This window comes from Paramagnetospirillum magneticum AMB-1 (genome assembly GCF_000009985.1).
GTDB lineage: Bacteria > Pseudomonadota > Alphaproteobacteria > Rhodospirillales > Magnetospirillaceae > Phaeospirillum > Phaeospirillum magneticum.
The window spans coordinates 3,786,774-3,805,705 of sequence record NC_007626.1 but is presented as its reverse complement, the minus strand read 5'-3'; the positions used below and the strand labels follow the sequence as shown (position 1 = coordinate 3,805,705).

Genomic DNA, 18,932 nt, shown 5'->3' with positions numbered 1-18,932 from the left:
CTTGCGGGGCTCTCGCCCCGGACCCCGGTTGGAGGTGAACCTCCAAACCTCCCTTCCTTCTCTTCATAAGACATAAAGGGGGGCCGGGGCATCGCCCCGGATCGGTTCGGGCGACAGCCCGACACGGGTTCACTCCTCGGGCGGGACCTCGGCGGCGCGTTCGCTGGCCCGCAGATAGGGCATCTTGTCGGGATGGCGGCGGGCGACGCCGTGATGATGCAGGCGCATGGCGGTCACCAGGGCGCCCTTGCGCTTGAGTTGGTCATCGGCCATGCGCACCATGCGCGAATTGGGCCACGAGAAGGGGCGGATCGCCTTCAGATGGGCGAAGGCCTCGGCCTCGCGCCCCGGATTGTGCTGGGCCATCAGGATGATGGCCGTGGCTGTGGAGCGCGAGATGCCCATGTGGCAGTGGATCAGCAGGTGCTCGACCACTTCCGTCCTCAGTCCGGTGCCGTAATCCAGAATGGCTTCCACGTCGCGCATGGTGGGATGGGACTGCCCCTCCTGCGGGTTGACGATGTCGTGGAAGCGCCAGATGGTGCGGCGGTGCGGGGGGTAAAGGGCGAAGTGCTCGGGGTCCGGCCATTGGGGGTCGAGGATGGTCACCACATGGCTGACCCCCGCCGCCGCGTGCTCGGGCAACTCGTCGATGCCGCAGATGGTCAGGGGGAAGGGCAAAAGTCCGGAGCTGGTCACAGCTGTTGAATCTCGATGTTGTGTTTCTTGAGGGCGTAGCCGATCTGCCGTGGCGTCAGGCCCAGCAGGCGGGCGGCCTTGGCCTGGACCCAGCCGCAGCGTTCCATGGCCTGGACCAGGCGCTCGCGCTCGGAGAGGTCTTCGTCGGGCGGGGTGGGATCGGCGGCCGATGGGGCCGGGATGTCCGGCCTGGGCTGAGGCGGCGCCACCGGAGCGGCGGCGGCCGGCGGGATCATGGGGCCGGTGGGGACCGGAATGGGGGCGCTGAGGGTGGGGGCCGCCTTGTCGCCGGGGTTGCGCTTGTGCCACAGGGTCGACGACAGGCAGGTGTCCTGCTTGCACGACAGGTCCATCTCGTCGATGACCTCGCCCTTGGTCATGGTGGCGGTGCGATAGACGCAGTTCTCCAACTCGCGCACATTGCCGGGAAAATAACATCGCTGCAGCGCCTCGAGGGCGTTCTGCGAGAAGGCCAGGCCCCGGCCGTTCTCCTCGTTGAACTGCTTGAGGAAGTACATGGCCAGCAGCGGAATGTCGCCCGAGCGTTCGCGCAGCGGCGGCAGGAACAGCGGCACCACGTTGAGGCGGTAATACAGGTCGGCGCGGAAGGACCCGTCGGCGACGCCGGCTTCCAGGTCGCGGTTGGTGGCGGCGATCAGGCGGACATCCACCTTGACGGTCTTGTTGCCGCCGACTCGCTCGAACTCGCCCTCCTGCAGCACGCGCAGCAGCTTGGCCTGGAAATTGGAGGAGATCTCGCCGATCTCGTCCAGGAACAAGGTGCCGCCGGACGACAGCTCGAAGCGGCCCTTGCGGTCGGCCACCGCGCCGGTGAAGGCGCCCTTTTCATGGCCGAACAATTCGGATTCCAGCACGCTTTCCGACAGGGCTGCGCAATTGACCTTGATGAAGGGCTTCTGGGCGCGGGCCGACAGGATGTGGATGGCGCGGGCCACCAGTTCCTTGCCGGTGCCGCTTTCGCCGCGCAGCAGGATGGTGGCCTTGGTGGGGGCGGCCTGCTGCACCTGGGCGAAGACCCGGGCCATGGCCTCAGAGGTGCCGACCACGTCTTCCAGACCCCGGATGGGCAGGGTGGGGCGGACCTCGGCCATGCGCTTGTGCAGGCGGGCCGCGTCGGTCATCAGGGTTTCGCGGTCATTGGCCAGCTTGCGGTGCAGGCTGGCGGTCTGGCCGATCAGGGTGGCGACCATGGTGAGGAAGCGCAGGTCGTGCTCGAACACGTACTGGGCGCTGTCGCTCCACGAGCGCTCCACCGACAGCGCGCCGAACGGCTTGTCGGTGGTCTTGATGGGCACGCAGAAGAACGACAGCCGCTCGTCTTCGAGGGAATCGTCGTTCTCGGCGATGTATTCGACCAGCAGCGGTTCCTCGGCGGCGTCGGGCACCACCATGGGAATGCCGGTGTTCATCACCTTTTCCACGGCGGCGAAGGGGTATTTCAGCACGCCTTCGCGGGCCAGGCGCAGCGACATGCCGGTGACCGCGGCCAGATGGGGCTTGCCTGCCTCGTCCTTCAGCACCACGGCGCCGTGGCGCATGTTGAGGTAGGAGGCCAGCACGTTGAGGACGTCGTGCAGGGCCTTGTCCAGATCCAGGGTGGCTCCGAGAATCTTGCTGATCTCGTAGATCCCGATCAGGGGCAGGGCGCTTTCGTCGCTCTTCTGGGCCGTCATACGCATCCGTTCCACCGGTTGACCTTCACACGAGGATAGCGCCGCAGCCAACTGCCGCGCCCCGATCCCCCCACCTTTTCTTGATTATGAACCTAATTCTTATTCCATTGCCGCCCGTTCGTCCACACCCGCTTGGCGTCTCGAGCGGGTAGGATGGCTCAAGGGCTTATGCGCAAGGTGCCGACGGGGCGCCGTCCGATGATGCGCAGAAAATATTGTCCCGGCTCTTCGACCTGCCAGTGGATGCGGGTGCCGGTCGGGCCGACCGTGCTGTCCTGGTCGAAAACGATGTCGAAGCTGTCGGCCACCACCTGAAGGCGCAGCCTCTGGGGTTCGTCCTGGCGCAGGGAGGTCGAGTGGGTGCCGGGATTCAGCGGCCCCAGGGGCACGAACAGCCTTTGGCGGTCGGCCAGGGTGAGCGGTGCCAGACTGGCCCCGTCCCAGATGCCGTCGGCGGGAAGGGCCACGGGCGGCGGCGGCAGGCGGCATTCCGTCTTGAGCTGGCTCATCAGGCCCTTGAGGCGGCTGACCATGACCTCGTCCTGCCGGCCCACATAGCCGGCCACATGCCCGGCCAGTCCCTCGCTGCCGCGCTCGGTGCGCAGGGCCATGCGGCCGCTGCATTCTCCCTCGTGGCAGGTCAGGCAGACGGAATCGAACATCACGATGGCGGTGGTTGCTGCGTCCTGCGCCAGGGCTGGCGAGGCCATGACCAGGGCCAGGAGAGGGGTCAGGGCTTTCAGCAAGGCCTTCCTCCCGACAAGCAATGGGACGCCCTCATCATAGGCGTTGGACTCAAGGTGGCGTCATTCGGAAAAAGGGGATCAGCCCCGCTTCTTGCGCGGCCGCCGGGGCGGTGCCACCTCGGGCGTGGCTTCCTGGGGCGGTGCCAGCAGCAAAGGCCGGCGGGGAAGCGAGGATTCCATCACCTGCTCGATCAATTGAGCGGTGGCCAGGACCTCGGCCAGCTTGGCGCGCAGGGTGTCCACGGTCAGTTCTTCGGATTTGCGCTTGCGGCCGGTGTTCAGCGCGCCGGCACCGGCGGCCACGAACTTGTCCACCCATTCGTCCAGCTTGGTCCGGCTGATGCCGATGGATTGGGCGATGGCCTCGGCATCCTCGCCACGCAGCACCCGCATCACCGCCTGGCGCTTGAGGGCCTGGGTGATGGGCAGGCGCCGCTTCTGCACCATGGTCAGCTTGGTGACATTGTCGCCCCGGGGCTGGGCGGCGGCGTTCTCGGCCAGGGCGGCCGGCACGGCGGCGATCGGAGCCGTAGGCGTGACTGCGACAGGAACCGCCATTGCAGGAGGGGCGACCGGCGCCGGCCTGGCCTGGACCTGTGCCGGCTGGACCTGTGCGGGCTGGGACGGCGCGGGCTGGGACGGCGCGGGCTGGGACGGCGCGGCGGGGGCGGGACGGCCCGGAATGGCCAGATTCACCCGGCCGGTGACCGCCTTCGGCTGGGGCGCGGCCGGCGCCACGGGGGGCTGGGCGGGCGCCGTCTGGGCCGCGGCCGTAGGGGCGGGCAGGGCCAGATGGGGCAGGCTGGGCGGAATGACGGCGTTGACCGGCCCCGGCAGGGTCGCCGGCCGCCGGCCCGGACGGGTTTGGGCGCTCTTGACCGAAATAGCCGGAACCGGCGCCAAATCCGTGCCGCCGGTGGTGAACATGCGGCCCAGGGGATGCGACCGGCCGAGCGCGACGGGATGGTCAGCTCGGCGCCGGCCCGGATGTGCTTGGGCAGCAGGCGGATGGTGGCGGGACGGACATTGCCCGTCGCCTGGGGCGTGGCCTGCGGGACGGCGGCCGGAGACGAGGTCACCACCGGGACGGGCGCGGCGCCCTGGGGGCGCGGCGGCAGCGGCTGGGACGACAAGGGCTGTGGCGCCACAGGTGCCACGGGCATGGCCGGCGGCGGCGGAGGCGCCGCGGCCGGGCGCTGGGCGGCCGCTGGCGGGGCGGGGGCCATGGCCCGGTCCGCCAGCTCGGAAGCCGGCATCTTGACCGGGGTGATGCGGGCCAGGGCTTCGCCCTCGCCGCCGGGGCCGGGCAGGGCGGCCGGCGGCTTCAGCTTCTCGAGAACCTTGTCCACTTCCTCCAGGCAGAGGCTGGCGGTCTCGACGATGGGGGTGAAGCCGTGGGTGGTGACCAGCCGGTCCAGGTAGGCGCGGGCTCCGGCGGCGTAGAGGACGGCCTCGTGCCCGCCGCCCGCGTCCTTGACGAACTTGCGGACCCGGTGGGGAATGCGGCGCAGGATACCCTGGCGGCGGTTGGACAGGACTTTGAAGTTCATCACCTCGAACAGCAGGTCGGAATGCCGGGCCGGATGCAGGCATTCGAACAGCCATTCGATCAGTTCGATCTCGGCGAATTCGAGGACCAGGAAGGTCTGCTGGGTCTTTTGCCAATCAGAGATGAAGGCGCGGATGCCGGCCAGTTGTGCCGCCATTTCGTCTTCGAACAGGACCGGATCGAGCATGCGCCAGGCCCGGTCCGAGGCCAGCGGCAGCCGGGTCGGCAGGCCGAATTCCCGGGTCAGATGAAGGGCAACTCCCAACAGGGCTCGACTCTGCAGCCCGGCCACGCCCTGGGAGGCGAAGCAGTCCCGAACCAGATCCGAGGCCTGGAAATCGTTGCGCGGCGGCGGCGACGACAGCAGGCTGGCCAAGGCGGCAAGGTCGGCCGGATGAGTCGGATCGCCCTTGTCGGGCACGCCGGCCAGCGCCGAGGCGATGACTGCCTGGATATCGCTATCGGAGAGGTCCGGGCCGGCGGGGGCGGCGGCCCTTTGCGGCGGACCGTGGAAGGCGGCGGCACCCCGCCCACGGTCACCCTCGGCCGTGACCGGGGCGAAGGCCGAGCGCATTCCATCCACCAGCCCCCGGAAGGGCGTGAACAGCGCGCCGGTCGCCCGGCGGACAAGGGCCGATGCGGCGGAACCCACGGCGCGAAGGGCCCCCTTCGACCAGACGACCGCACGTTCGGCCATCAGGGACGGCGGCAGGTCGGGCACGGGAGCGATGGACAGGGGAGTTGCTTCATGGACCGCCGCGGACCCGGTCCTGTCGGCACGGCGCCGCGCCCGTAATGTCAGGCGTTCGAACAGGGCAAGGTGACCATGAGGGGTGGAGCCGGGGCGAGCTTTTCCCCAGCGCGGCATCATGGCCATGCGCTTGGTGGAAAACTTACCCTTTCGTCCGCCCTTAACTGTCATAACACTACAAATCCGAGTGGAGGCTGCTGTCGGAACCCCATCGGCCTCTTCCTCCCCCTCGAAGTTGTGGAGGAGGAAGCTTCCATAGTACACACTACCCCATAGATTTTAATAGTTTATGTCGGCATGGCAAATATTCCCGCCTATCCCAAGAGTCTGGGTACCTGGGCCTGGACGGAGAAGGCGGGTGGGTGACTCGCCGGCCATGACAATACTCGCGCAATTGGTTTGCCGGGTCTTATGACCATGCTATGGTTGCCCACTCGGGTAGGGGGAAAAAATGATCCCGGGTCTGGTTCGATTCATTGCCGTGGTTTTTGTGGCGTTGCTGGCGATGCCCGCAACGGCGATGGCCGAGGGGAAGCCCTCCTTGCCCATCAGGGTCGGCCTGCTGCCGACCATTGCCACCCACAGCCTGCTCAAGCTCTATGATCCGTTGCGCCAGCATCTGCAGCAGGCACTCGGCCGTCCGGTCGAGCTTTACACCTCTGGGAGCTTCCACGCCTATCTGGACGATATCGCCGCCGACGAGTTCGATGTTCTGGTGGCCGCACCCCATTTCGGGGTGATCGCCGCCGACCGCGGCTATGTGCCACTGTCGCGCTACAAGCTGGAACTGACCCCGCTGATCGTCGTGCCCAAGGAGAGCGCCCTGCGCGAGGCGCGCCAGTTGCGCGGCAAGCGCGTCCTGACCGCCGACCGTCTGACCGCCATATCGGTGGTGGCCGAGACCTGGCTGTTCGTCGATTACGGCCTGCGCGCCGGCGTGGATTACGATCTGGTCGAGGTCTCCAGTCATTCCACCGCCATCCGGGCCGTGGCCATCGGCGACGCCGATGCCGCCATCAGTTCCGGGTCGGTGATGCGTCAGATCCCCGAGGATCTGCGGGAGCGTGTTGCCTTCTTTTCCAGCCGTCTCAGCATGCCGCACCAGTTCATCCTGGCCCATCCCAGGCTGGGGGCGGAGACCGTCCAGGCCATCCGGACGGCGCTTGGTGAATTCGAGAATACGGATCGGGGGCGGACCTTCTTTACGGCCGGCGGCTTCAAGGGGCTTGTCCCCGTCTCCGCCGCCGACATGGAGCAGGCACGGCCCTATGCCAATATGGTAAAGAAGGCCGGGAGCAACAGCAGGAGCAGCAATTGACTTTCGGCTACGCGCGCCCCCCATCGGTCCGGCCGGTTCACTCGCTGCGGCTTCGTCTGCTGGCGTTCAGCGTCCTGGTGGAACTGGTCATGCTGACCCTGCTGGTGACCAACAGCGTGCGCCTGATCCAGACCCACCTGTCCGACAGCACGGAATTGCGGCTGCAGGCCCAGGAGGCGTCCTACAACATCACCCTGGCCGGCCAGTTGGCCGAGCGCGATTACGCGGCGCTGCAAAGCATCATCGAGGGCTGGGGCGCATCCAAGAGCATCACCTACATGGTGGTGACCAATACCGCCGGCAAGGTGGTGGCCGCCTGGGGGCGCAAGCCTGACGCCCCCCTGCCATCGGCCGACAAGGTTCTGTCGCCCGAGCTGGACGAGTATCAGGGCGCCTTCGACATCGCCTTTCTGGGCCAGCGCTACGGCGAGGCCCGCTATGGCCTGGACACCCGCTTCCTGGGCACGGCGCGACGTGAATTGCTGCACCAGAGCATCGGCATCGCCATTGCCGAGGTGGTGCTGACCGTTACTTTGCTGGCGGCCATCGGCTATTGGCTGACCCGCCATCTCACCATGCTGACCCGGGCCTCCCTCAAGGTGGCGGGCGGAGACTTCTCCTTCCGGCTCAAGCTGGAAGGCCGGGACGAGATCGCTTTGCTGACCCAGGCGTTCAATGCCATGTCCAGCGCGGTGGAAAGCCGCATCCAGGACCTGGACGACAGCCAGAAGCGTTTCCGCGCCATCGCCGATTTCACCTATGCGTGGGAGAACTGGTTCGACACCGACGGGCATCTGCGCTGGGTCAATCCGGCGGTGGAGCGGGTGACCGGCTACAGCGTCGCCGAATGCCACAAGATGGAGGGCTTTCCCCTGCCCCTGGTGGTCGAGGATGACCGCCCGCAGGTGAGCGAGTTCCTGTCCGCCGCCCAAAGGGGGCAGTCCGGCCAGGACATGGAATTCCGCATCCGCAACAAGGCGGGCGACGTCCTGTGGGTCGCCATGTCGTGGCAGCCCATTTTCGATGGCGAGGGTGCCCCCCTGGGCTCGCGCTCGTCCATCCGCGACGTCACCTTGCAAAAGCACAGTTCGGACGTGGCGGTAGAGGCCAAGGCCGAACTGGAGCGCATGCTGTTCGCCGCGTCCCACGACCTGCAGGAGCCCATCCGCTACATTCTGGCCTATACCCAGCGCCTGGATCGCGAATTCGGGACCGAATTGCCCGAGCGGGCGCAGAGCAGCATGACCTTCATCCGCGAAGGCGCCAACCAGCTCAGCCTGCTGGTCAAGGGCCTGGTGGACTACACCCGGTCCAACCGCCCCATGACCGCTTTCGCGCCGGTGGATTGCCGCCGGGTAGTGGACCAGGCCATCGCCGATTGCAACGCCAATTCCGGCGCCAATCCGCCCCAGTTCCGGGTCGGTGACCTGCCCGTGGTGCAGGCCGATCCGGTGCTGCTGTTCATTCTGTTCGAGAACCTGATCAGCAACGCCATCAAGTTCGTGCGCCCGGAGGTCTCGCCCCAGGTGCTGATCACCGCCGAGGCCGAGGGCGAGGGGTGGCGGATCGACATCGGCGACAACGGCATCGGCATCGATCCGCAATACCTGCAGACCATCATCCGGCCGTTCTCGCGCCTGCATTCCCGCTCCACCTTCCCCGGTGCCGGGCTGGGCCTGGCGTCGGCCCTGAAGGTCGCCAAGATTCATGGCGGCAGGCTGTGGCTGGAATCCGAGCCCGGCAAGGGCACCACGGTGCATGTCTGGCTGCCCACGGAGGCGCGGCCGGACGGCGTCTGATCAGTCGGCCGTTCGCAGTTCGGCGGGGGCGCGGAAGCTGAAATGGGCCGGAGCCGCCATCACGGCGGCGCGGGTCCGGGCAAAGGCCGCCTTCAGATCCTCGGGCAGGCGGTTTTCGCCGCCGGCGGCCCGGGCGATCTCCACCAACGAGGGGGCGCCCTTTTCCCCGCCGGTCACCACCAGGCCGTTGCTCTTGGCGGCGAACATCAGGTCGTGGATCAGGGTGCGCTTGTTGGCGGCCACCGCCTGACGGGCTCCGGCCAGGGCGGCCTCGGCCCCCTCGGGGGCGACCAATGTCACCCGGTGGTGGGGATCGATGCCTGACGGCGACAGGTGGCCATAGGCCGACAGCTCCACCTCCAGCGCGCCCTTCAGCTCGCGGGCCAGGGAGCGGATGGCCGAGCGGTAATCGGCATAGGCCTCCAGCACGGCGACGATGGCGCCGGTATCGGCGGGCAGCACGATGTTGATGTCGGTGGACGTGCTCCACGGCTTCAGCTTGCCCGGCTGGACCACGCGCGCCCGGGTGCGGGCCAGATCGGGGGCGCCTTCGCGGATGGCGCGGAAGGTCTCCATCTCGGCGCCGGACGAGAAGCCGACGCCGAAATCGATCATCACCCCGCCGATGGTCTCGGTCTCGGGGTCGAGAAGGCTCATCAGCACATCGTCGATGGACAATTCCGACCAGCCGGTCAGGCAGGCCAGCATGTCGGCGCCCGCGTATTCGCAGGACTGCAGCAGCCCTTGCGCCTTGGAGCGGGCGGGCTCCTCGGAATGTTCGATGAAGGCTTCCAGGGAATCGCGGCTGACCAGCTCGATGCCGTTCAGCACCGTCTCGCCGCCCTCGCCGGTGATGCGGCCGCCGGGCTCGGTCGGCAGGGCGATCCGGGTCCAGGGCCGCAGCCAGGACAGCAATCCGGCGATGGTGTCCACGTCCGAGCCCTGCACCGGCAGGACCAGCCCGAACTCGCCGGTGGGAACCTGGACGTAGCGGAACCGGGCGGCGGCCACCATGCCGGTCCAGCCCTGCAGGCCCTGCACGGCGGCCAGGGCGTCGCCCTCGACCAGACGGGCCTGATCGCCGCCATCGGCCAGGCAGACGGCGTCGAGGGTGCCCAGGGGCGACAGGCGCAGCGGCCCCATGCCGCCGGTGGCCACCACGCCGCCGACAAAGGCCGAGCCGATGCTGGTGAGGTCCACCAGCAGGCGGGCATTGGGGCCGACCGCTTCGGCCAGGGCGGCGTTGACCTGGGTGAAGGTCAGGCCGGCGCCGGCCGAGACCAGCCCCTTGTCCGCATCGACGGCCACCTGATGGGTCTTCAGGTCGGTCAGCGGCGTGTCGGCGCCGACCATCTCGGCGGCCAGGGCGCCCTTGGGGCGGATGGCGACGATGCCTGCGAAGCCCTGGATCTCCTCGTCCTTGTAGTCATACGAGCCGATGGCGCTGGTCAGGCCGCCGGCCGGCATCACCGCCCAATTGGCGCGCACCGCCTCGGCCACCGCCGCGGCGATGTCGTGGGTGGCGAGCAGCCGGGCCCGGAGGGGCTTGCCGCCGTCGTCGGTCAGCTCGGCCTGGGGCAGCGATGAGAAGTCGATGGAAGCGCTCATGATCCGCAGGGTTCGGGAAGGGGCGGCCCTCCCATAGCATTTCCCGGGCAGGAATTGATACTCCCCGAAGGGGCGGGATGCGTCATGACGGCCATGCGCATCTTGGAATTCTTCCGGAAAGACCTCATCTTTGGCTCATGCCCGATGGAAGCAAGCCCCTGACCGTCACCGTCCTGTCCGCCATCTCCGAGGTCGGCGCCGCCGAGTGGGATGAGTGCGCGGGGACAGCCAACCCCTTCATCCGGCATGCTTTTCTTCTTGCCATGGAGCGTTCCGGTTCGGCGTCACCCCAGACGGGATGGACGCCGCGCCATCTGGCGGCGCGCGACGGCGAGGGCCGTTTGCTGGCGGCGGCGCCCCTTTACCTGAAAAGTCATTCCTTCGGCGAATACGTCTTCGACTGGAGCTGGGCCCAGGCCTATGAACGGGCGGGCGGCCAGTATTACCCCAAGCTGCAATGCGCCGTGCCCTTCACCCCCGTCACCGGGCCGCGCCTGCTGGTCCGTCCCGGCGAGGACGGTCCGAGGCTGCGCCGCGTGCTGGCCGCCTCCATGGTGGATCTGGCCCGGCGGCTGGGCGTCAGTTCGGTGCACGTCACCTTTCCCGGCGGCGACGAGTACGAGGGCCTGGGCGAGGCGGGCTACCTTCAGCGCCTGGGCAGCCAGTACCACTGGACCAACCCGGGCTATCAAAGCTTCGATGACTTCCTGGGGCAACTCTCGTCGCGCAAGCGCAAGCAGATCCGCAAGGAGCGCGACGCGGTGGCGCGCACCGGCATAAGGCTTTCCACCCTGGTGGGCGGTGACGTCAAGGCGCGGCACTGGGATGTCTTTCACGCCTTCTATCAGGCGGTGGTCGACCGCAAATGGGGCCGCGCCTATGTCAGCCGCGCCTTCTTCGAGGAATTGTCGGCCTCGGCCCTGGCCGACAGCGTGGTGCTGGTCTGGGCCGAAGACGGCGGCGAGCCGCTGGGCGCCGCCTTCAACATGCTGGGTGGCGACACCCTTTACGGCCGCACCTGGGGTGGGGGGCGCCATGTGGACTTCCTGCATTTCGAGGCCTGCTATTACCGGGCGCTGGATTTCGCCATCGCCCAAGGACTGGCCCGCGTCGAGGCCGGTGCCCAGGGCGAGCACAAGGTCAGCCGGGGCTATCTGCCCAATGCCACCTATTCCGCCCACTGGATCGCCGATTCCCGTCTGGCCGAGCCGGTGGCCCGCTACCTCGTCCACGAGCGCGCCATGGTGACCGAGGATATGGCGAGCCAGACCGAGGAAGGCCCTTTCCGGAAGGGATAAGGGTTGATTAGACTGCCCCCGTCCAACATAGGGAGGCAGACTTGGCCGCCGAAGGCCCGACGCCGGAACAGAAAGCCGATTATCTGGTGCGCAAGCTGGAACAGACCATCCGCGATAACCGGACGGTCAAGGGCATGTCGTTCCGCACCTGGCAGGCCATCGCCCGCGAAGAGATCGTCAACGCCATGCGCGAGCATGAAAAGCGCCAGATGCGCTATGACCAGACGGTCAACCGGCTGGTGCTGGCCTCGGCCTCGTCCCTGGTGACCATCGGCTTCTGGGGCGCCATGGTGGCGGTCAACAGCGCCTATGGCGGCGTGGCGGCGGTGGTCACGCTGGTGGCCGGGGCCGCCCTGTTCTTCGTGACCGCCGATTGGGGCATCAAGCGCTTCGCCTCGGGCTACAACAAGCAGAAGCGGCAGGAGCGTCTCGCCCATATCGAGGACCTGGACAAGCGCATCAAGCGCATGGAACACGACATGAAGAAGAAGGCCGACCGCCTGAAGGAAACCCAGGCCAAGCTGGGCGAGATCGAGGTGTGAGGCGGTCGGGCCTCGTTTGAGAGTGTCATCCCGAGCGAGAGCGAGGGATCTCCACCTGGAGCACCGTTTCAATGTCGGACAGACCGTTCCAGGATGAGATTCCTCCTCCCGCAGGTCGTCGGAATGACAGAGTCCTCATTCTCGTCGTCCTGCTGGCCATGGTTCTCGGCCTCGCCTCGCCGCCCGGTCGCCGGGCCTTCGACACCATCCGCCTGTTGGCCTCCCTGGGCGGCACGCCCGCATTCGTCGCCGCCCAAGCCGTGGCGTATCCGGGTGGAAGGGCCGATCTTTATGGCCAGTCCGGGCCGGTGCTCCTGCTGCTGCCCGGCGCCGCCGTGGCGGGCAAGGACGATCCCCGTCTGGTCCGCTTCGCCGCTGCCCTGGTGGGGGCGGGGTGGCGGGTGATGGTGCCCGATCTGCTGGGCGCCAAGGCGTTGACCCTGTCGGCCGCCGATGCCGCCGAGGTGGCCCAGGCGATCCGCCATGCGCCGGGAGACCGGGTCGCCCTGGCCGCCATCTCCTACGCCGCCATTCCGGCGGTGCTGGCGTCCCTGGAGCCGGAGGTGGCGGCCAAGGTGGCGGTGCTGGCGGCGGTGGGGCCGCCCTATGACGCGCGGCGCGTCATCGGCTTCTTCACCACTGGCTTCTGGCAGGGCCAAAGGCTGGAGCCCAACGCCTATGGCAAGTGGGTGTTCGTGCTGAGCAACGCCCGGCGCCTGACCGATACCGGCGACCGCACCCTGCTGGAAGCCATCGCCCGGCGGCGCATGGCCGATCTGGGGGTGGCGATCGATGATCTGACCCCTCGGCTGGGGCCGCAGGGCCGCGCCGTCATGGCGCTGCTCGACAACGAAGACCCCGGCCGCGTGGCGGATCTGCTGGACGGCCTGCCGCCGGGGATCGGGGACGAGATCGGCCGGCTCGACCTTGCCGCCCGCGATCTCTCGGGCTTCGGGCCGGAACTGCTGGTCATCCACGGAGCCGACGACCGCATCGTGCCGGTGGGCGAGGGCGAGTCCCTGGCGGCGGCGGTGCCCCATGGGCAATTCTATCGCCTGGGCAATCTGGCCCATGCCGATCTGACCGCCTCGGGCCTGGGCGACGGACTGACCCTGGGCCGCGCGGTCTACCGCCTGCTGGAGTGGCGCGACCGGATGGGGTAGAAGTCCGGCCATGAGCCATTCTTCCTCCGCCTTCGACGTGATCGTGATCGGTGCCGGTGCCGCCGGGCTGATGTGCGCCGCCGTGGCCGCCGGGCGCGGCAAGCGGGTGGTGGTGCTGGACCACAACGACCAGCCGGGGAGGAAAATCCTCATCTCCGGCGGCGGCAAGTGCAACTTCACCAACCGCACCGTCACCCCGGCCCAGTATTTATCGGCCAATCCCCATTACGCCACCTCGGCGCTGAAGCGTTTCGGCCCCGCCGATTTCCTGGACCTTATGAAGCGCCACCGCATCGCCTGGCACGAGCGCGAGCACGGGCAGCTGTTCTGCGACAATTCGGCCGCCGATATCGTCGCCATGCTGCTGTCGGAATGCGGCGCGGGCGGGGTGGAGGTGGTGCTGGAGGCCAAACTCGGCGCGGTGACCGGCGAGGGGCCGTTCCAGGTGGCCACCAGCCGGGGCGGCTATTGCGCCCCCGCCCTGGTGATCGCCACCGGCGGGCTATCGGTGCCGAAGATCGGCGCCACCGGCTTCGCCCATACCCTGGCTGGGCGTTATGGCCTGTCGGTGGTGCCTCCCCGGCCCGGACTGGTGCCGCTGACCTTCACCGGGGCCGATCTCGACCTCATGCGTGATCTGGCGGGCATCGCCGTGCCGGCTGAACTCCGCTTCGGCAAGACCCGCTTCCGCGAGGCCCTGCTGTTCACCCATCGCGGTCTGTCGGGACCGGCGGTGCTGCAGATCAGTTCATACTGGCTGACCGGTCAGCCGATCATGGTCAATCTGTTGCCCGACCTGGATGCCAATGCCCGCCTGCTGGAGCGCAAGGCCGCCCGGCCCAATGCCCAGGTGGAGACCGTCGTGGGCGAATTGCTGCCCGCCCGCCTGGCCCGCGCCCTGACGGAGCGGGCCGGTCTGCTCGGTCGACCGATCGGTCAGTCGACGAATGCCGCCCTGGCCGGGCTGGCCCGCCTGCTGTCGGAATGGCCGCTGGTTCCGGCGGGCAGCGAGGGCTACCGCACCGCCGAGGTCACCCTGGGCGGCGTTGACACCGCCGGGCTGTCCTCTAAGACCATGGCGGCCAAGTCCCATCCCGGCCTGCATTTCATCGGCGAGGCGGTGGACGTGGCCGGCTGGCTGGGCGGCTATAACTTCCAGTGGGCGTGGTCGTCGGGTTGGGTGGCGGGGATGAGCGTGTAGAGGCTGACGCGGGGCTCCCGCCCCGACCCCGGTTGGAGGAAACCTCCAAACCTCCCTTATTTCTGAAAATAAAGGGGGTTTGGGGCATCGCCCCAAATGGGCTTGGGCGATAGCCCAATGATCACAGCGCCAGTCCCAACCGCGTCCCCTCCTCGAACGCCGCCAGCGCATCCAGCCTGGAGGCATCGCGGGCGCCACCGATCAGATGGACGTGGCGGCCCTGGGCCTTCAATTCCTCGGCCAGATCGTCCCGGGGCTCCTGGCCGATGCAGACCACCACGGTGTCGGCTTCGATCAGGCGGTCCTCGCCGTTGATGGTGACGTGCAGCCCGGCATCGTCGATGAAGCGGTAGGTGACCCCGGCCAGCATGTCCACATGGTGGCGCTGGAGATGGGCCTTGTGAATCCATCCCGTGGTCTTGCCCAGGCCGGCGCCGGGGCGATCAGCCTTGCGCTGGAGCATGGTGACGGCGCGCCGGGGCGGCGGTGGGGCCACCGGCTCGGCCAGCCCGCCGCGTCCGGTGAAGGCGCGGTCGATGCCCCATTCGGCGTTGAAGTCGGCCTCGAAGTCCTCGCCCACCAGATAGAGCGCGGTATCGAAGCCGATACCGCCCGAGCCCATGATGGCCACTCGGGCGCCGGCCCGCTGGCGGCCCGACAGGATGTCCTCGTAGCCCACCACTTTGGGATGGTCGGCGCCGGGCAGGTCGAGCCGGCGCGGTCGGATGCCCGTGGCCAGCACGATGCGGGCGAAGGGCAGCAACTCGGCGGCGGTGGCGGCATGGCCCAGGCGCAGCGTCACGCCGGCCTGCTTCAGGGCCTGGGCGTAATAGCTGGGCGTGGCGAGGTATTCCTCCTTGCCCGGGACGGCGCGGGCCAGGATGAACTGGCCGCCCAGCTCCGGGGCGGCATCGAACAGGGTGACGTCATGGCCGCGCCGGGCGGCGTCCAGGGCACAGGCCATCCCCGCCGGCCCGCCGCCCACCACGGCAACGCGCTGGGTCTCGCAGGGGGGGCGGGACATGAACTCGCCCTCGCGTCCGGCCCGGGGGTTGACCAGACAGGTGGCGGCGCCGCCGGAGAAGATGGGGTCGAGGCAGCCCTGGTTGCAGCCGATGCAGGCGTTGATGCTGTCGGGCTCGCCCGCCGCCACCTTGGCGGCGAAGGCGGGGTCGGCCAGCAGGGGCCGCGCCATGCTGACCAGATCGCACTGGCCCTCGGCGATCAGGGATTCGGCAAGGTCGGGAGTCTTGATGCGGTTGCTGGCCGCCACGGGAATGCCGACCGCCGCCTTGACCCGGGCGGTGGCCCAGCTCCAGGCGCCCTGGGGCACGGTGTGGGCGATGGTCGGCACCCGGGCCTCGTGCCAGCCGATGCCGCTGTTGATCAGGTCGCAGCCCTCGGCCTCGATGGCCCGGGCCACCGCCACCACCTCCTCGGCGGCCAGGCCATCCTCCACCAGATCGACCATGGACAGGCGCACGCTCATCATGGCGGCCTCGCCCAGGGCGGCGCGGACGGCGCGGACGATCTCCACCAGGAAACGCATGCGGCCGTGCAGGTCGCCGCCCCAGCGGTCGGTGCGCTTGTTGGTGCGGAGCGCCAGGAACTCGTTGATCAGATAGCCTTCCGACGCCATCACCTCGACGCCGTCATAGCCCGCCAGCACGGCCAGCCGGGCGCATTCGGCATAGTCGGCGATGGTCTGGACGATCTCGGCATCGGACAGCTCGCGGGGGGCCTGGCTGTTGATAGGGGCACGGATCGCCGACGGCGCCACGATGTCCTTCATGCGGGAATAACGGCCGCAATGGAGGATTTGCATGATGATGCGCCCGCCCTGGGCGTGGACCGCCTGGGTGATCAGGCGGTGGCCGGGAAGCTCGGCCTCGGAGGTCAGCACCGTGCCGTCGGGGCCGAACCGCCCTTGCTGGTTGGGCGCCACGCCGCCGGTGACGATCAGGCCGATGCCGCCCCTGGCGCGCTCGGTGTAGAACTCGGCCAGACGGGACCAGGCGTCGGGCAGTGCCTCGAAGCCCAGATGCATGGAGCCCATGATCATGCGGTTGGGAAGGGTGACCCCCCGGAACGTGATGGGCGACAGCAGATGGCGGTGGCGCATGGCGGTCCTCATAATGGCATTAAGGTACCATTATGCCGAATGCGGCCGGCGGCGCAATCTCCCGAACCGGTCAGTAGGGGCGGAAGGCCATGATGGTCATGTCGTCGCGGCGGTTTTGCCCGCCGCGATGCTCGGCCAGGGCCTGCTCGATGCGATCCACCTGAAGGTGCAGCGCCAGGTGGGAGGTGGCCTGGATCAGGTCCAGCAGGCGCCGGCGGCCGTACAGCCGGGGCGGCTCGCCGCCCACATGATCGGTCATGCCGTCGGTGAAGAGATAGACGGCGGTGCCGGGCTCCATGGGCAGGACGTGGTCGTCGAAGGATTGCGGGGTGGCGCCGGTGCGATAGCCCAGGCTGTGGCGGTTGCCCTTGACCACGCCGATCTGGCCGTCGCGGCAGGTGACCAGGGGCAGATTGGCGCCGGCGAAGGTCAGGGTCTGGGTTTCCCCGTCCCACAGGCAGACCGCCGCGTCGAGCCCGTCATCGGAGGAGCCGTCGGGGCGGTCCTGGCGCAGGCGTTCCCGCACCGCCTTGTCCAGGCGGCACAGGATTTCCGAGGGCAGCATCTCGCCGCCTTCCACCAGGATGCGGTCCAGGGCGGTGGCCACCACCACGGTCATGAAGGCGCCGGGCACGCCATGGCCGGTGCAATCGGCCAGGAGAAGGGTGGCGCGCCGCCCCAGGCGGTGCAGCCAGTAATAATCGCCGCCCACTTGCTGCAGCGGGTTCCAGCTCACATGGAATTCGCGCACGGAATCGCCCAGGGTGGAGGCGTCGGGCAGCAGGCCGTCCTGAATCTTGCGGGCATAGCCGATGCTGTCGAGCACCAGGCGATTGGCGGCTTCCAGGGCGGCATTGTTCTCGATCAGGCGGGACTGGGCAATCTCCAGCTCCCGGAGCAGGCGCTTGGCCTCGTCGCCCGACCGCAGGCCGTCGACCATGTGGTTGAAGGCGGTGACCACCCGGCCGATCTCGTCGCCGCTGCTCCACCCGACCTGGGTCCAGTCCTTGCGCTCCACCCGGGCCATGGCGTCCAGCAGGCGCCCCAGCGGGCCGAGGATCAGCCGCCGGGTGGCGTTGTGCAAAATGGCGAAGGCGGTGACCAGCAGCACCAGGACGGTGCCGACGCCCAGGCCGATCTGGATGCGGTCGTCCTTTTCCAGTTCTGCCTTGGACAGGGTCAGTTCGAAGGTGCCGATGGTCTTGGTTCCGCCGGGCTCGATCACCGGCTTGAGGACCGTGAGCGAGGTTCCGTCGGCGGCCGGGGCGCTTCCCAGCGCCAGGACCGGCTGGCCGGTCTCGTCCAGGACCCGGGCCTGCAGGAAGCCGGGGTCGCTGGTCAGGGCCTCCACCTGGGCCTGATAGATGGGACGGTCCAGGTTCCACAGCGGCCGGGCGATGGCTTGGGCGGTCAGGGTGGCGATGAGGTCGGCCCGGTTGGCCAGGGCCCCCAGCCGGGCATGGTAGTTGATCCAGCCCAGACCGGCCTGGGTCAGCAGCACAACCAGCACCAGCACCGGCATGGTGGCGGCGAACATCTTGACCGCCAGGCCCCGGCCCATCGCCAGGTCCTGGGAGGAAGGCGTTCCGTCCTGGCTCATGATCGGGCCTGGCTCATGACCGCTTCAGTCCTTGATGCCGAAATTGCGCCACAGCCCCGCCAGGGTGCCGTCCTTGTCCATGGCGTCCAGCAGGCGGTCCATGTCGGCGGCGGTAAAGGCGCCGCCGGCGCGCACCAGGGCGTGGTGGGCATAGCGCTGGTCGAAGCGCTCGGACACCAGCAGCCTGCTCCGGGCCTCGGGACGCGAGCGCAGCCAGCGCTTGAGATAGGCATCGGTGACCACCGCCACGTCGCCACGCTCCTTGAGGATCATCTCGATACTGGCGGCGTTGTCGTTGACCAGGGCCATGCGGAAGCGCGACGCCAGAACGGCGGGGTCGGCCTCGAACCCGGCGAAGCCGTAGTGGTAGCCGAGAATGCCCACCATGCGCTTGTCCCCCAGCTCGGCGAAGAAGCCCTGGTCGCGCCCCGGCTTGGCCTGGGTGATGTAGATCTCGCCGCCGTCGAGGAAGACGCGGGAGGGCTGGATCGGCAGCTTGCGCTCGACCCAGCCCCAATCGGGGCTCTCGAACAGGATGACGTCGAACTGGCCGGCTTCGAAATCCTTGTACCGGCGGTTGGGCGAGGTGGGGACGAACTGGAAGGTGAAGCGGTCCTGATGGGCGTTCATGGCCTCGATCAGGCGCAGGGCCAGACCGTCGGGCTTGCCTGCCGCGTTCATCTCGACGAAGGGGGCGAACTCGTAGCCTCCCACCTTGACGACCTGCCCCGCCCAGGCGGGAAGCGCCATCAGCATGCCAAGGATGACGAGATACGCTCTCAGCAACGGCGTCCCCCCTCCGCTACAATAGGTCACAATTTGTGCACTATGCCCTACGTAGG

Annotated in this window: 15 protein-coding genes; 6 read left to right on the top strand and 9 right to left on the bottom strand. The window is 68.4% G+C overall.

The genetic code is table 11. The features are described from left to right. Positions 1-129 precede the first annotated feature (129 nt). The 5 genes from AMB_RS17535 to AMB_RS17515 all read right to left on the bottom strand — a co-directional run bounded on the left by AMB_RS17535 (position 130) and on the right by AMB_RS17515 (position 5,610). Entirely contained in the window at positions 130-699 is a 570-nt protein-coding gene (locus AMB_RS17535; protein WP_011385825.1) for a tyrosine phosphatase family protein, read from the bottom strand. Next, positions 696-2,399, bottom strand: a complete 1,704-nt coding sequence (nifA, locus tag AMB_RS17530) for a nif-specific transcriptional activator NifA (protein WP_043745038.1) — start codon at positions 2,397-2,399, stop codon at positions 696-698. The genes AMB_RS17535 and nifA overlap by 4 nt, the downstream gene beginning before the upstream one ends. 152 nt (positions 2,400-2,551) lie before the next feature. Further along, positions 2,552-3,139 carry a hypothetical protein gene (locus AMB_RS17525; RefSeq protein WP_148207472.1) on the bottom strand — a complete coding sequence of 196 codons (588 nt, stop codon included), beginning with the start codon at positions 3,137-3,139 and terminating at the stop codon, positions 2,552-2,554. Positions 3,140-3,217: 78 nt separating this feature from the next. After that, positions 3,218-3,835, bottom strand: coding sequence for a helix-turn-helix domain-containing protein (locus tag AMB_RS17520; protein WP_011385822.1), 618 nt, complete (start codon positions 3,833-3,835; stop codon positions 3,218-3,220). Further along, entirely contained in the window at positions 3,832-5,610 is a 1,779-nt protein-coding gene (locus tag AMB_RS17515; protein ID WP_148207471.1) for a hypothetical protein, read from the bottom strand. The genes AMB_RS17520 and AMB_RS17515 overlap by 4 nt, the downstream gene beginning before the upstream one ends. A 370-nt stretch (positions 5,611-5,980) precedes the next feature. Between AMB_RS17515 and AMB_RS17510 the strand changes: the two genes are divergently transcribed. Together AMB_RS17510 and AMB_RS17505 are read left to right on the top strand one after the other, a co-directional pair. Then, on the top strand, positions 5,981-6,757 hold the full coding sequence (locus AMB_RS17510) for a phosphate/phosphite/phosphonate ABC transporter substrate-binding protein (RefSeq protein WP_231848878.1): 777 nt from the start codon (positions 5,981-5,983) through the stop codon (positions 6,755-6,757). After that, positions 6,754-8,556, top strand: coding sequence for a sensor histidine kinase (locus AMB_RS17505; RefSeq protein WP_043745031.1), 1,803 nt, complete (start codon positions 6,754-6,756; stop codon positions 8,554-8,556). Before AMB_RS17510 ends, AMB_RS17505 begins: the two co-directional genes overlap by 4 nt. Here AMB_RS17505 and AMB_RS17500 read toward each other — a convergent pair whose 3' ends face one another. Further along, positions 8,557-10,164 carry an FAD-binding oxidoreductase gene (locus AMB_RS17500; protein WP_011385819.1) on the bottom strand — a complete coding sequence of 536 codons (1,608 nt, stop codon included), beginning with the start codon at positions 10,162-10,164 and terminating at the stop codon, positions 8,557-8,559. It abuts the gene before it with no gap. A gap of 137 nt (positions 10,165-10,301) precedes the next feature. Here AMB_RS17500 and AMB_RS17495 point away from each other — a divergent pair, with 137 nt between their 5' ends. From AMB_RS17495 to AMB_RS17480, 4 genes are all read left to right on the top strand, one after another. Further along, positions 10,302-11,462: a GNAT family N-acetyltransferase gene (locus AMB_RS17495; protein ID WP_043745029.1), complete on the top strand. Its 1,161-nt coding sequence runs from the start codon at positions 10,302-10,304 to the stop codon at positions 11,460-11,462. Between the two features lie 41 nt (positions 11,463-11,503). Further along, on the top strand, positions 11,504-12,004 hold the full coding sequence (locus AMB_RS17490; RefSeq protein ID WP_011385817.1) for a hypothetical protein: 501 nt from the start codon (positions 11,504-11,506) through the stop codon (positions 12,002-12,004). Between the two features lie 71 nt (positions 12,005-12,075). After that, entirely contained in the window at positions 12,076-13,167 is a 1,092-nt protein-coding gene (locus tag AMB_RS17485) for a hypothetical protein (protein WP_011385816.1), read from the top strand. A 10-nt stretch (positions 13,168-13,177) separates the two neighbouring features. Further along, positions 13,178-14,368 carry an NAD(P)/FAD-dependent oxidoreductase gene (locus AMB_RS17480; protein WP_011385815.1) on the top strand — a complete coding sequence of 397 codons (1,191 nt, stop codon included), beginning with the start codon at positions 13,178-13,180 and terminating at the stop codon, positions 14,366-14,368. Between the two features lie 121 nt (positions 14,369-14,489). Here AMB_RS17480 and AMB_RS17475 read toward each other — a convergent pair whose 3' ends face one another. The 3 genes from AMB_RS17475 to AMB_RS17465 all read right to left on the bottom strand — a co-directional run bounded on the left by AMB_RS17475 (position 14,490) and on the right by AMB_RS17465 (position 18,876). Beyond that, positions 14,490-16,490 (bottom strand): FAD-dependent oxidoreductase, encoded by a 2,001-nt coding sequence (locus tag AMB_RS17475; RefSeq protein WP_011385814.1) that lies wholly within the window; start codon positions 16,488-16,490, stop codon positions 14,490-14,492. A gap of 70 nt (positions 16,491-16,560) precedes the next feature. Continuing rightward, positions 16,561-18,090 (bottom strand): PP2C family protein-serine/threonine phosphatase, encoded by a 1,530-nt coding sequence (locus AMB_RS17470; protein WP_011385813.1) that lies wholly within the window; start codon positions 18,088-18,090, stop codon positions 16,561-16,563. Positions 18,091-18,114: 24 nt separating this feature from the next. After that, a complete protein-coding gene (locus AMB_RS17465; protein ID WP_011385812.1) occupies positions 18,115-18,876 on the bottom strand; it encodes a substrate-binding periplasmic protein in 762 nt (253 codons plus the stop codon). Positions 18,877-18,932 lie beyond the last annotated feature (56 nt).